Consider the following 12,573-nt stretch of genomic DNA (forward strand, 5'->3'; position numbering starts at 1 on the left):
CGGGAAACCCGGCCGGGGCCACCGGCTACTGTCAGCACCACAAGTGACGTCGCAAGGAGAAACCGTGGTAGCGGAAAGCGGGCCGGTCCACCGGCTGGCCGAGGTGTTCGAAACGGACCGCGACCGGCTGGTCGGCCGCTGGGCCGAGCTGGCCGGGTCGGCGTTGCGCGGGCGGCTGACGACCACCGAGCTCGAGCGTGACCTGCGCGAGCTGTACACCGCGATCGCCGCCGTGATCACCCTGGACGGTGGTCTGGACCGGTCCGAGTTCACCGAGCTCAAGGCGCAGCTGGCCGACCTCTCCCGCAGCCGGGCCCGCCAGGGTTTCAGCCCGTCCGAGACCGCCGCGGGCGTCTTCGCCCTCAAGCAGGCCGTGTCCGAGCTGACCGAGAACGCCGCCGACCCCCAGGTGTTCCGCGAGGTGCTGGCGTTTTCCTCCTTGCTGGACACGCTCGGGCTGTGGACGTTCGAGACCTACGCCGCCGCCCGCGAGGAGATCATCCGGGAGCAGTCCGAGCAGCTGCTCGAGCTGACCACACCGGTGGTCAAGCTCTGGGAAGGCGTGCTGGCCGTGCCGCTGGTGGGCACCCTGGACTCCGCGCGCACCCAGGTCGTGATGGAGAAGCTGCTGGAGGCGCTGGTCGAGACCGGCTCGGAGCACGCGATCGTCGACATCACCGGCGTGCTCGCCGTCGACACCCAGGTCGCCCAGCACCTGCTCAAGACCGTCGTGGCGGCGCGGCTGATGGGCGCCGAATGCATCATCTCGGGCATCCGGCCGCAGATCGCGCAGACGATCGTGGCGCTCGGGATCGAGTTCGGCGACATCACCACCAAGGCCACGCTGGCCGACGCGCTCCGCCACGCCCTGCGGCGCGACGGCGTCGTCGTGACCCGTACCCGCGAGCGGACGCGCTGATGGACCGGGTCCCCATCCTGAAGATCGGCGACATGCTGCTGGTCTCCATCCAGATCGACCTGCAGGACCAGAGCGTGCTGGCCCTGCAGGAGGATCTCGCGGAGAAGATCAGCACGACCGGCGCGTCCGGGGTGGTCATCGACATCTCCGCGGTCGAGATCGTCGACTCGTTCATCGGCCGGATGTTCGCGACCATCGCGTCGCTGTCGAAGCTGTTCGACGCCGAGACCGTCGTCGTCGGCATGCGCCCGGCCGTGGCGATCACCCTGGTCGAGCTGGGCCTGACGCTGGGTGGCGTGCGCACGGCGCTCGACCTCGAGCGCGGGATCAAGGTGCTCGACTCACTCGCCGCCCGGCGCGCCGGGACCACGGCCGGCCCGGACGAGGAACCCGTTCCGGTGACGGGATGACCGACCCCGGCAGAACGGACGAGCAGGTGATCCGGGCCGACGAGGACGTCGTCCGCGTCCGCCAGCTCGTCCGCACCTACGCGCTGCAGGTCAAGCTGTCCCTGGTGGACCAGACCAAGCTGGTCACCGCCACCAGCGAGCTAGCACGCAACACCCTGATCTACGGCGGTGGCGGGACGGCCCGCGTCGAGGAGATCACCGACGGCCGCCGCAAGGGCGTCCGGGCGCACTTCCACGACGACGGCCCCGGCATCCCGGACGTCACCGTCGCCCTGGCCGACGGCTGGAGCAGCGGCAAGGGCATGGGCCTCGGGCTCGGCGGCGCGAAGCGCCTGGTGGACCAGTTCGACCTGGACACCGAGGTCGGCCGCGGGACGGACATCACCGTCGTCAAGTGGGCGCGATGACCACCGCCGGTTCCCTCCCCGTCACCGAGGACTTCGCCTGGCTCCGGGTCGAAGACGAGACGGCGCACGGCCGGGCCCGGCGCGCCGCCGCCACGCTCGCCGGCCAGCTCGGCTTCGGCGAGGTCCGGGTGGCCGAGATCGGGCTGGCCGTCACCGAGCTCGCGACGAACCTCACCAAGCACGCCGTCGAAGGCGTCGTGGTCGTCCGGTCCGTCCGGGGCGTCAGCGAGGCCGCCGTCGAGGTCGTCGCGATCGACCGCGGACCCGGCATGGCCGACGCCGTCGCCGCCGGCCAGGACGGCGAGTCCACCACCGGCACGCTCGGGATCGGCATGGGGGCCGTGCGCCGGCTCGCCGACGTGGCCTCGGTGCTCTCCGAGCCCGGCCACGGCACCGTCGTCACCGCGCGGTTCCACCCCCGGCGCGGCCCGCTCGCCGAGATCCCCGAGACCGGCTTCGCCGGGATCACCCGGCCGATCGGCGGCGAAGAAGTCTGCGGCGACGCCTACGCTGTGCACCACGAGCCCGGCCGGCTCCGGCTGATGATGTGTGACGGATCGGGCCACGGCCCGCTGGCGGCCGCGGCGTCCCGCGCCGCCGCCGACGTTTTCCGCGAGCACGCGACCGAGCCGCCGGAGGCAGTGGTGAAGCACATCCACGAGGCCCTGCGCCGGACCCGCGGCGGCGCGGTCGCGGTCGCGGACGTCGACACCGCGGCCGGCACCGTCCGGTTCGCCGGCCTGGGCAACATCGCCGGCTGCGTCGTGGCCGGCGGGCGCAAGCAGGGCATGATCTCCGCACCCGGCGTCGCCGGGCACCAGGCCCGCACGATCCGCGCGTTCGACTACCCGCTGCCGCCCGGCTCGACGGTGGTCCTGCACTCCGACGGCCTCACCGAGCGGTGGAGCGTCGACGGCCGCGAACGGCTGTTCGCCGCCACTCCCCTGGCGATCGCGGCGGCGCTGCTGCGCGACGCCGGGATCCGCCACGACGACGCCGGCGTGCTGGTCGGCAAGCCCCGCCCATGACCACCCGGCAGCGCGACGAGCTGATCCGGTTGCCGGTCGGCGCGGAACCGGACGTCTTCACGATCCGCCGGTGCGGCCGCGAAGTGGCCGAAGCGGTGGGCCTGGAGAGCCAGGACCAGATCCGGGTCGCCACCGTGCTCAGCGACATCGGGCGTGACCTCGTCCACGCCGGGGTGCAGGCCACCGTCCGGTTCCTCCTCAAGGACGCGCCGCCCGCGCTCGTCGTCGAGTTCGGCTGGCCCGGCGGCCCGGCCGACGCCGTGCTCAGGTCCGGCCGGGCCACCGCGGACCGGCTGATGGACGACGTGCGCGTCACCCGCGAGGCGGACCGCAACGTCGTCGCGCTGCACAAGCTGCGCTCCCCCGCGGCGAAGACGCCCACGGCCGCCGACCTCGACCGGCTGCGCGAAGCACTGGCGCTGCGCGGGGTGAGCACCCCGATGGACGAGCTGCGGGCGCAGAACCAGGAGCTGATCGAAACCCTGGAGAGCCTCGAAGCGAAGAGCCAGGAGCTGATGCGGGTCAACGAGGAGCTCGAAGAGACCAACCACGGGGTCGTCGCGCTGTACAAGGAACTCTCCGAAGAGCTCGAGGAAACGAACCGCGGGGTCGTCGCGCTCTACGCCGAGCTCAACGAGAAGTCGAGCCAGCTCAAGGCGGCCAGCGAGGCGAAGACCCGGTTCTGGTCGAACATCAGCCACGAGCTGCGGGCGCCGATCAACTCCGTCATCGGCCTCGCCCGGCTGCTGACCGGCCCCGGCGCGGATCCGCTCACCGACGACCAGCGCCGTCAGGTGAGCCTGGTCAACGACGCCGGGTCGACGCTGCTTTCCCTGGTCAACGAGCTGCTCGACACCGCGAAGGCCGAGTCCGGCCGGCTGGTCGCGCAGCCGACCCTGGTCGACCTGACCGCCGTCTGCCTCCAGCTGCGGGGCGCCCTGCGCTCGACGGTGACCTCGCCCGAGGTCAAGCTGGTGATCGAGGACCCCGGCCCGGAACCGCAGCTGGTCACCGACGAGACGATGCTCGTCCGCATCCTGCGCAACCTGCTGTCCAACAGCCTGAAGTTCACCGAGCGCGGCGAGGTCCGGCTGAGGATCGACGCCGACGCCGGCGACGTCCGGTTCACCGTCACCGACACCGGCATCGGCATCCCGGCCGACCAGCAGGACCGCGTCTTCGAGGAGTTCCACCAGGTCCACAACGACCTGCAGGCCGGCGCCCCGGGCACCGGGCTCGGCCTGCCGTACGCGCGCCGGCTCGCGGAGATCCTGGGCGGTGGCCTGACGCTGGCCAGCGAGCACGGGTCGGGCACCACCGCCGTGCTCCGGCTGCCGCGTCCCGACCCGAGCCGGCCCTCGCCCGCCCGCGTCGACTCGCTGCTGATCGTGGACGACGACGCCGAGTTCCGGGACCGGCTCGCCCGGCTGGTCCACGGCGTCGCCGCCGACGTCCGGCACGCCGCGGACGGGCGGGAGGCCATCGAAGCCCTCGACGAGCACCGGCCGGGCCTGATCTTCCTCGACCTGCTCATGCCCGGGATGAACGGCAAGGAGGTGCTCCAGGTGCTGCGGGAGAAACCCGGCCTGCGGGACATCCCGGTCGTCGTGGTCACCTCGTCGCCGCCGGACGGGCTGGACCTGACCGGGGCCGGCCTCCGCGCGGGCCTGCTGCTCAAGTCGCAGGTCACGCCGGAGACCCTCCGGCTCGCCATCGGTGAAGCGTTCGCGGTCGTGGCCCGGGCGGTGACCGCATGAGCACCCCCGGCGAAACCGGCCGGGCCAGCATCCTGGTCGTCGACGACCTCGAGGCCAGCCGGTACCTGACCAGCAGCTGGCTGCGCCGCAACGGCTACCGCGTCACCGAGGCCCGCACCGGCCGGGAGGCGCTGACCGCCATCGCCGCCGAGGAGCTGGACATCGTCCTGCTGGACGTCAACCTGCCGGACATGAGCGGGTTCGACATCTGCGAGCGGATCAAGGGCGACCCGCGCACGGCCGCGATGCCGGTGATCCACATCTCCGCCACGGCCATCGAGGTCGAGGACCGCACCACCGGCCTCGACCGCGGCGCGGACGGGTACCTGATCGAGCCGGTCGACCCCGGTGAGCTGGTGGCCACCGTCGAGGCCGCCCTGCGGTACTACCGGGCCCGGACCCACGCCGAACGGCTGGCGCTGCGGCTGGGCCGGCTGACCCGCGCCACCCTCGCGATGAACAGCGCCCGCACGTTCGACGACGTCCTCGCCGCGGCCGCCACCGGGGCGGCGACGATCTTCGAGGGCCCGGCCTCGGTCGTCAGCGCGAGCCACCGCGGCCAGGTGCGCTCCGCCACCACCGAGGACGCCGCCGAGGTCCCGGTCGTCCACGCGGACACCCCGCGCGCGCTGGAGCAGGCCACCAAGGCGGTGGCCGCCGACGCGCCGGCGTCCTCGGTCTTCCCGTCCCCGGACGGGCTTTCGCTGGTGGCGCTGGTCTACCCGAACCCGTCCCGGCTGCCCGTCGCGATCACCGTGGCGGCGCGCGGGATCAAGTCCGAGGACGACCGCAACCTGCTGCTGCAGCTGGGCCAGGCGACCGCGCTGGCGTGCGAGGCGATGCGGACGTTCTCCGAGGAGCACCAGCTCGCGCTGACGCTGCAGCAGAGCCTGCTGCCCCGCGAGCTCCCGGCCCGGCCCGAGCTGGAGATGGCCGCGCGCTACGCACCCGCGAGCGACAACGCGGAGATCGGCGGCGACTTCTACGAGGTCTCCGACATCGGCGGCCGCCTGCTGATCGCGGTCGGCGACGTCGTCGGGCACTCCATCGAGGCGGCCACGGTGATGGGCGAAGTGCGGCACGCCCTGCGCGCGTACGCGGTGGAGGGACACGGGCCGGTCGAGATCCTGGACCTGCTCGACGCCATGCTGCGCCGCTACCACCCGCGCAGCCTCACCACGCTCTGCCTGGTCGTGCTGGACCCCGCGTCGGGCGCGCTGGAGATCGCCAGCGCGGGCCACATCCCGCCCCTGCTGGCCGACGCGGCCGGGGCCCGGTACGTCGAGGTCGCGGGGCCCCTGCTCGGCATCGGCCTGCCCCGCCCGCCGGCGACGGCCCTGACCCTCGACCGCGGCACGCTGGTGCTGCTGGTCACGGACGGCCTGATCGAGCGCCGAGGCAGCGTCATCGACGACGGCATGGACCTCCTCCGCACGGCGGTCACCCACGACGCGGAGCTGGAAACGCTGTGCGACACGCTGCTGGACCGCTTCGGCGAAGCCGCGGAGGACGACATCGCGCTGCTGGCCTTCCGGCGGCGGTGAGGAGTCAGGCGCTCGCGGTGTAGCGGTGCGCGTTCTCCGCCTTCGCCGCCGCCGCGCCCAGGTGGACCACCACCCGGCACTGCGGATCGCCGACCGCGATGCGCTCCTCCAGCGTCACCGCCGACTCGCCGACGTTGCGGGCCGCGATGCCGCCGAGACCCGGGGCTACCGCCTCGATCCCCGGCGGCGGTGAGAGGTCAGGCGGTCGCGGTGTAGCGATGCGCGTTTTCCGCCTTCTTCGCCGCCCCACCCAAGGTGGACTACCACCCGGCACTGCGGTCGCCCACTGCGATGCGCTCCTCCAGTGTCACCGTCGACGCGGGCCGCGATGCCGCCAAGACCCGGGGCCACCGCCTCGATCCCCGGCGCCGCCGAGGAGTCAGGCGCTCGCGGTGTAGCGGTGCGCGTTCTCCGCCTTCGCCGCCGCCGCGCCCAGGTGGACCACCACCCGGCACTGCGGATCGCCGACCGCGATGCGCTCCTCCAGGGTCACCGCCGACTCGCCGACGTTGCGGGCCGCGATGCCGCCGAACACCGACGACGTCATGCGGCACAACGACGGCGACTGGCGGACCGCGGCGCCGAACGGGCAGTCGGAGTTGACGAACACCAGGCGGTCGCCGGTGATCTCGACGACCTGGAACGTGCCGCCGATCGCCGCCTTCAGCCGGACGAGGCACTCGGCGATCTGCTCGGGCGCCAGCTGGGCCGCCTGCGTGGCGATGGCGTCGCGGTACTCCTGCTCCATCTGGCCGCCGATGTCGGCCGCGACCTGGGCGATCGCGCGCTGCGCGGCTTCCGGGCCCTGCTGCTGCTCGACGGCCGTCGACAACTGGACGACCAGAGCGCGCAGGAAGCTTTCGCGGCCGAACCCGCCCTCGGGGCGGGCCTCGGACATGGCGGGCAGCGGGCTGACGCGGCGCGCGGGCAGGTCGAGCGTCAGCTCCACCGGCCGGACCACGGGCAGCACCGACCGCACGAACTTCCCGCCGGCGCGCTTCGCGGCCACCGCGAGCTCGGAGGAGAACTGCGACACGAGCCACAGGCCACGCCCGCGGTACTGCTCCGCCGTCGGCGCCTCCCGCGGCAGCGTGAACGCCTCACCCATGTCGTGCACTTCGAGCACCGGCCGGACCTCGGTCCACTGGAGCGACACCCAGATGTCGCCGCGGCCGTGGTCGTAGGCGTTCGCGAGCAGCTCCGCGACGATCAACGCGGCGTCGTCGATCTGCTCGGCCTGGTCCACCGCGTGGCGGCTGAGGTAGCCGGTGATCTCGCGGCGCAGCAGCGACGCGGAGGCGCGGTCCTGCCGGTCAAGGAACCAATCCACGCCAGGACCTCCTCAGTAGCCGCCTCCACACGGTACGCGGCTTCGCGGCGTCCGGAGCGGCGCCGCCGACGGCCCCGGCTGCTACGGTCGTGTCAATACGGTTGAGACCCCAGCCGTGGTTCCGTCATGCGTGATCCCGCGCTGACCCCCGGAGGAGTCCACCCGTGATCGAAGGCCCGCCAGCCCGCGTCAACTTCGCGCTCGAGCTGACGTCCACCGGCGCCGCGACGGTGCTGAAGGCGGCCGGCGAGATCGACGCGTCCGTCTCCGGCGAGCTGCGCGACCGGCTGGCGACGGCGATCGAGTCCGGGACCCCGGTGATCGCCGACCTGACCGACGTGACGTTCTGCGACTCCACCGGATTGACGGCACTGATCCACGCCCACCGCGCCGCCGACGCGGCCGGCACGAGGTTCGTCCTCGTCACCCGCCAGCGCGCGGTGTTGAGGCCGATCTCCCTGCTGGGACTGGCCGACATGCTGGAGATCCACCCGGACGTCGAAGCCGCCCGAGCGGCCGTCGGCTGATCGGGGTGACCCCAGGCCGCGCCGCCGGGGGATGCGGCGCGGCCCGCGGGGTCAGCGGACGGCTTTCCTCGCGTTGATGTAGGCGCTCGACGGGGCCAGGAACGAGAACACCACGCCGATCACCGCGGCGACGACGCTCACGTACGTGACCCACGTGCTCTGGCCGACCAGGACCGACAGGACCTGGAGCACCGTGATCACCGTCAGCACGATGCGGGCCCAGTTGCGGCCGGCGCGGAGCTTGAACGCGAACAGCAGGTACAGCAGCGCGATCACGACCGCGATCACCACCGCCACGACCAGGCCGATGGTCACCGCCTGGTCGATCTGCGCCTCGGTCAGGCCGGTGCCGTTCTGCCTGCTGGCGTCGCGGGTGGCGGTGGTCAGGGCGTCTCTGTTGCCGAAGACCAGGATGCCGCCGATCAGGCTGACCACAGTGGAGGCGATGAACGCCCAGAACGAGACCTCGATGGTGCTCGGCCGGGCCGGGGCGGCCGCGCTCGAAGCGGATGGGTCGGACGAAGCCGGATAACTCGGGTATTCGCTCATGGGATCAATTTGGCACGGCCGTTTGGCCCTCGCTAGCTGAATGCGAAAGGCCGACTCGACCGGCGCAACCGGACCCCGGAAAGCGACGGCGGCGACACGGGCCGCTACGGATTCCACGGTCCGGATCCGGGCGTCAGCTCCAGTGGCCGCGGTGCACGACGTCGGCCGGCGGCTTCCGGCGCCGCTTGAACCGCTCCCGGTCGACCGGGACGGTCTCCGCCGGGTACCCGATGGCGATGGCGCCGATCGGCTCCTGGTCGTCCGGCACGCCGTACAGCGCGCGGAACGGCGCCACCTGCTCGGGGACGATCCCGAAGTACAGCGCGCCCAGGCCCTCGTCGACGGCGGTCTGCAGGATCAGCAGCGCCGCCATCCCGGTGTCGATGTGCCAGAACGGCACCGGCCACCGCGACTCGTCGCGGTCGGTCCAGCCCTTGTCCGGTTCGGCGTAGCGGTCCAGGTACACCCGCTTGCACGACAGCGGCACGATCACCAGCGGCGCGGTGCGCACCGAGTCCTGGACGGCGTCCAGGCCCACCGCCCAGAAGCGCTCGAGCGCGTCGCCTTCGAGGACCAGGAACGCCTGTCCCTGCGAGAACCCGGCGGACGGACCGCGCGTGGCGTTGTCGAGGAGGCGCTCCAGGCTCCCGGCGGGCACCGGCTCCGGGCCGAACTCCCGGACCATGCGCCGACGCCGTACCACGTCTTGGAAATCCATGGTCGCGACTCTAGCGAAACCCGTTCGGAGAGGGCCGCTTTATTGGTCCAGACCAGGATGCGGCATCCTCGGTCAGAGGCGCCGGCGGCCGCCGGTGTCGAAGTCATCGATCTGCGAGGAGGATCGTGCACGACGCGAACAGACCGGTGAACACCCCCTGGCTGGTGGCCGGCGGGGTCTCCTTCACCTCCCGGCTGATCGTCGGGATCGAGCAGTACGCCGACCCCCGGCTCGTCGCCGACGTCCTGGCCGCCGGCGGCTGCGACGTCTTCATCACCACCTACGACCCCACCGGGGACCGGGCGAGCCTGCTGCTCTCGGACCTCGACGAGGCGATGGACCTCACCCGGTACGGCTGGATCGGGACGACCTCGTTCGCCTACTCGGCCGGGGAAGCGGTGGACACCGCGAAGAAACTGCGTGCCGCGTTCGGCATCGAGGTGATCAAGCTGGACGTCCGCACGCCGGACAACCTGCCCGACGGCGAACCCACCGTCGCCGCGGCGAAAACCCTGATCGGCGACGGGTTTTCGGTGCTGCCGTTCATCCGGCCCGACGCCGGCCTGGCGAAGCGGCTGGTCGACCTCGGCGCCGTGGCGCTGCGCGTGATGGCGTCACCGGTGGCGAGCGCGCGGGGCGTCCTCGACCCGGACGCCGTGCGGGCCGTGATCGAAACCGTCGACGTCCCGGTCGTCGCCGAGGGCGGGCTCGGTACTCCCGAACAAGTCTCGGAAGCGCTGGCGCTCGGGGCGGACGCGGTGCTCGTCAACACCGCGATCGCGACCGCGCGGGACAGCCCCGCCACCGCGGCGGCCATGCGCCGCGCCGTCGACGCCGCGCTGCTGACCGAGCCGGCCGGCACCTGAGTCCACACTGGACGGCGTCCCGCCAGGCGCTGTCCACTGTGGACTTCAGTACTCGGCCGTGGTCCGGCGGGCCGTCACCAGCAGCAGCGCCACCGCGACAGCCACCAGCACCGTCTGCTCGATGATCGCCACCACACCCTGGCCGATCGCGGTGTTGAGGCCGACCCAGCAGTACGTCAGCAGGGTGCCCGCGGCCGGCGCGAACGCCGGCGGGTTCAGGGCCCGCACGACCACCGCGGCCACCACGACCAGCGCCAGCATAAGCGCGGCCAGCAGCCACGGCGAGATCGACTCCCAGCGTTCCAGCAGCTGCACGCCCGTGCCGGCGACGAGGCCGACCGCGAACCCGGCCCAGCGGTTGCCCTTCGGCGCGTCACGCGGCGGCTTGCGGAAGCCGCGGATCGCCAGCACCACCAGCCCCGCCACGATCAAGCCGGCCACGATCAGCTGGGCCGGCGCCGACATGAACGGCGCGGGCCCGACCAGCAGCGAGATCAGGAACTCGGCGGCGCAGCCGAGGACGAACACGACCGACCAGAACGCCAGGCCCAGCTTGCCCAGCCACGGTTCCCGGCCGAACAGCGCCTCGGTGATCGCGATCGGCGTGCCCATGCTCCACACGACGTGCAGCGTCAGCACGTACACCGTCCACGGCGCGCCGATCCCCAGCGCCGGGATGTGCCCGGCGTCGAGCACGCGGATGCCGAGGTAGTCCGGGTTGAACAGCGACTGCGTCAGCAGGCCTTCTTCGAGCAGGCCGAACGCGAGGCTCAGGGTGAGGATCGTCGGCCAGCCGCGGTTGAGGTGCCGGGCGATCTCGCGGATGAGCAGCGCGCCACTGCCGTAGAAGGCGACGAACATGCCGAACTGGCCGAACTGCTGCCCGGGTCGCGGGGTGCCGCTGAGGTACTGGTCGCCGAGCAGGAACTCGGCGACGAACGGGGACAGTGCCACCAGGAGGAGGGCCGCAGCCAGACGTCGCGCCATGCCCCCATGCTCCCGGTAACCGTCCGGACGCGCTCGGCGATCCCGGTCTCCGACGGCCACGAGTTTCCGCGCACCCACGTGAGCCCGGCCACACGTCCGGCGAACGTCCGTGAATGCCACATCGAGGGACCTAGTGTCCGTGAATGTGGCATTCACGGACTTCGGCCTGCCCGGCGGCGGCGGCGCTACCGGGCTTTGGCCTTGCCCGAGGGGATCGCCTTGGTCGCGTGCTTCAGCGGGGTGTGGTGGCGGACCCCGCGGTGCGGGCCGCGGGTCGCGGTCGACGTCACCGTGGTCATCGACGGCGGGGGTGCCTGGACGGCCGCCGCGGTGCCGCCGGACGGCGCTTTCCCTTCGCCCGGCGGGGAAACCACGTCCGAACCGACCGGGGTGAGGATCACGATGGACGACGGCGCCGGGGCGAACGACGTGGCCGGGATCCGGCCGGGATCGGGGTAGGACGGCGAGTGCAGGCTGTCGGTCACCCGGCCGCTGCCCGTCACCAGCGCGACCAGCACCAGCCCGGCGGCCACCGGCGACAGGACGGCCGCCGCGACCACGCCGCGCTTGCGACGGGACGCGGGCAGCGAAGGCGGTGTCACCAGGCCGGACGGCAGCGGCTCGGACGGCAGCGGCTCGGACGGTGACGACGACGGTGACGAGACCCCCGACAACGCCCGCACGACCTCGGCGGCGGTCGGGCGCAACGCCGGGTCGCGGGCCGTCATCAGGTGCAGCACCTGGGAAAGCTCGTCCGGCAGGCCTTCCGGGATGCGGGGTTGCCTGCTCAGCCGGGCGAGCGCGGCCTCGACACGCGGCCCGGCGTACTCGCGCTCGGCCGTCACGGCTTCGATGAGCACGAGCCCCAGCGCGTAGACGTCGGCGGGCGGGCCCACCGGCTCGCCGAGGACCTGCTCCGGCGCCATGTACGCCGCGGTCCCGGCGACCGAGCCGACCGCCGTGACGCGCGTGGTGTCCAGCAGGTACGCGACGCCGAAGTCGGTGATCATCGCGCCGTCCGCGCCCAGCAGCACGTTGCCCGGCTTGAGATCGCGGTGGATGACGCCGCGCTCGTGCACGTGGGCCAGCGCGTCGGCCAGCCGCCGGGCCGCGGCCGTGATCTCGTCGAGGCCGAGCGGCCCGGTGAGCAGGCGCTCGGCCAGGTCTTCGCCTTCGACGAGCTGCACCACGAGGTACGCGCGGCCGTCTTCCAGGCCGGCGTCGTGCAGGCCGACGACCCCCGGGTGGTCGAGACCCTGCAGGATCGCCGTTTCGCGGGCGCGGCGGGGACCGAGGGTGGCGGCGTTGCGGTGGAACAGCTTGACGGCGCACTCGGTGCCGGTGTCGCGGTCACGGGCGCGGTAGACGCGGGCGGTGCCGCCGCTGCCGAGCAGCTCGCCCAGCTCGTAGCGGTCACCGACCACCGCGGGCGCGCGGCCCGTGTCGGCCTCGGTTTCGAGCGGGTTCAGGAACCGCCGCTCGGTCACGAGGTCGTACCGGCCCGCACCTTCCATCGCCTCCGACCCCCCAG

At 72.8% G+C, this 12,573-nt stretch carries 13 protein-coding genes; 8 read left to right on the forward strand and 5 right to left on the reverse strand.

Going from position 1 to position 12,573, the window contains the following annotated elements; all coding sequences use genetic code 11:
- Positions 1-64 precede the first annotated feature (64 nt).
- From OHS58_RS27065 to OHS58_RS27090, 6 genes are read left to right on the forward strand one after another with little or no spacing between them, the layout of a single operon-like run.
- Positions 65-919 carry an STAS domain-containing protein gene (locus OHS58_RS27065; protein ID WP_328644433.1) on the forward strand — a complete coding sequence of 285 codons (855 nt, stop codon included), beginning with the start codon at positions 65-67 and terminating at the stop codon, positions 917-919.
- The gene (locus tag OHS58_RS27070) at positions 919-1,329 is read left to right on the forward strand and encodes an STAS domain-containing protein (RefSeq protein ID WP_326958709.1); all 411 of its coding nucleotides are present in this window, start codon (positions 919-921) and stop codon (positions 1,327-1,329) included. The genes OHS58_RS27065 and OHS58_RS27070 overlap by 1 nt, the downstream gene beginning before the upstream one ends.
- Positions 1,326-1,736 carry an anti-sigma regulatory factor gene (locus tag OHS58_RS27075; protein WP_247056432.1) on the forward strand — a complete coding sequence of 137 codons (411 nt, stop codon included), beginning with the start codon at positions 1,326-1,328 and terminating at the stop codon, positions 1,734-1,736. Before OHS58_RS27070 ends, OHS58_RS27075 begins: the two co-directional genes overlap by 4 nt.
- Positions 1,733-2,764, forward strand: coding sequence for a SpoIIE family protein phosphatase (locus OHS58_RS27080; protein WP_328644434.1), 1,032 nt, complete (start codon positions 1,733-1,735; stop codon positions 2,762-2,764). The genes OHS58_RS27075 and OHS58_RS27080 overlap by 4 nt, the downstream gene beginning before the upstream one ends.
- Complete coding sequence (locus OHS58_RS27085; RefSeq protein ID WP_328644435.1) at positions 2,761-4,521, forward strand: ATP-binding protein; 1,761 nt, start codon at positions 2,761-2,763, stop codon at positions 4,519-4,521. Before OHS58_RS27080 ends, OHS58_RS27085 begins: the two co-directional genes overlap by 4 nt.
- Positions 4,518-6,065, forward strand: a complete 1,548-nt coding sequence (locus OHS58_RS27090; protein ID WP_326943834.1) for a fused response regulator/phosphatase — start codon at positions 4,518-4,520, stop codon at positions 6,063-6,065. The genes OHS58_RS27085 and OHS58_RS27090 overlap by 4 nt, the downstream gene beginning before the upstream one ends.
- Before the next feature lie 379 nt (positions 6,066-6,444).
- On the opposite strand, the gene OHS58_RS27095 is transcribed toward OHS58_RS27090, so the two are convergent.
- Positions 6,445-7,395 carry a methanogen output domain 1-containing protein gene (locus tag OHS58_RS27095; RefSeq protein ID WP_328644436.1) on the reverse strand — a complete coding sequence of 317 codons (951 nt, stop codon included), beginning with the start codon at positions 7,393-7,395 and terminating at the stop codon, positions 6,445-6,447.
- Positions 7,396-7,559: 164 nt separating this feature from the next.
- On the opposite strand from OHS58_RS27095, the gene OHS58_RS27100 reads away from it, so the two are divergent.
- Positions 7,560-7,922 carry an STAS domain-containing protein gene (locus OHS58_RS27100; RefSeq protein WP_247056443.1) on the forward strand — a complete coding sequence of 121 codons (363 nt, stop codon included), beginning with the start codon at positions 7,560-7,562 and terminating at the stop codon, positions 7,920-7,922.
- A 51-nt stretch (positions 7,923-7,973) separates the two neighbouring features.
- Here OHS58_RS27100 and OHS58_RS27105 read toward each other — a convergent pair whose 3' ends face one another.
- Both OHS58_RS27105 and OHS58_RS27110 read right to left on the reverse strand, forming a co-directional pair.
- Positions 7,974-8,471, reverse strand: coding sequence for a hypothetical protein (locus OHS58_RS27105; RefSeq protein WP_326943837.1), 498 nt, complete (start codon positions 8,469-8,471; stop codon positions 7,974-7,976).
- A 133-nt stretch (positions 8,472-8,604) separates the two neighbouring features.
- On the reverse strand, positions 8,605-9,189 hold the full coding sequence (locus tag OHS58_RS27110) for a nitroreductase family protein (RefSeq protein ID WP_326943838.1): 585 nt from the start codon (positions 9,187-9,189) through the stop codon (positions 8,605-8,607).
- Between the two features lie 125 nt (positions 9,190-9,314).
- On the opposite strand from OHS58_RS27110, the gene OHS58_RS27115 reads away from it, so the two are divergent.
- Positions 9,315-10,055 (forward strand): nitronate monooxygenase, encoded by a 741-nt coding sequence (locus OHS58_RS27115; RefSeq protein ID WP_328644437.1) that lies wholly within the window; start codon positions 9,315-9,317, stop codon positions 10,053-10,055.
- A gap of 45 nt (positions 10,056-10,100) precedes the next feature.
- Here OHS58_RS27115 and OHS58_RS27120 read toward each other — a convergent pair whose 3' ends face one another.
- A complete protein-coding gene (locus tag OHS58_RS27120) occupies positions 10,101-11,042 on the reverse strand; it encodes a hypothetical protein (protein ID WP_326958697.1) in 942 nt (313 codons plus the stop codon).
- 185 nt (positions 11,043-11,227) lie between these two features.
- On the reverse strand, positions 11,228-12,556 hold the full coding sequence (locus OHS58_RS27125; RefSeq protein WP_328644438.1) for a serine/threonine-protein kinase: 1,329 nt from the start codon (positions 12,554-12,556) through the stop codon (positions 11,228-11,230).
- Between the last annotated feature and the right edge of the window lie 17 nt (positions 12,557-12,573).

Source organism: Amycolatopsis sp. NBC_00348 (genome assembly GCF_036114655.1).
GTDB lineage: Bacteria > Actinomycetota > Actinomycetes > Mycobacteriales > Pseudonocardiaceae > Amycolatopsis.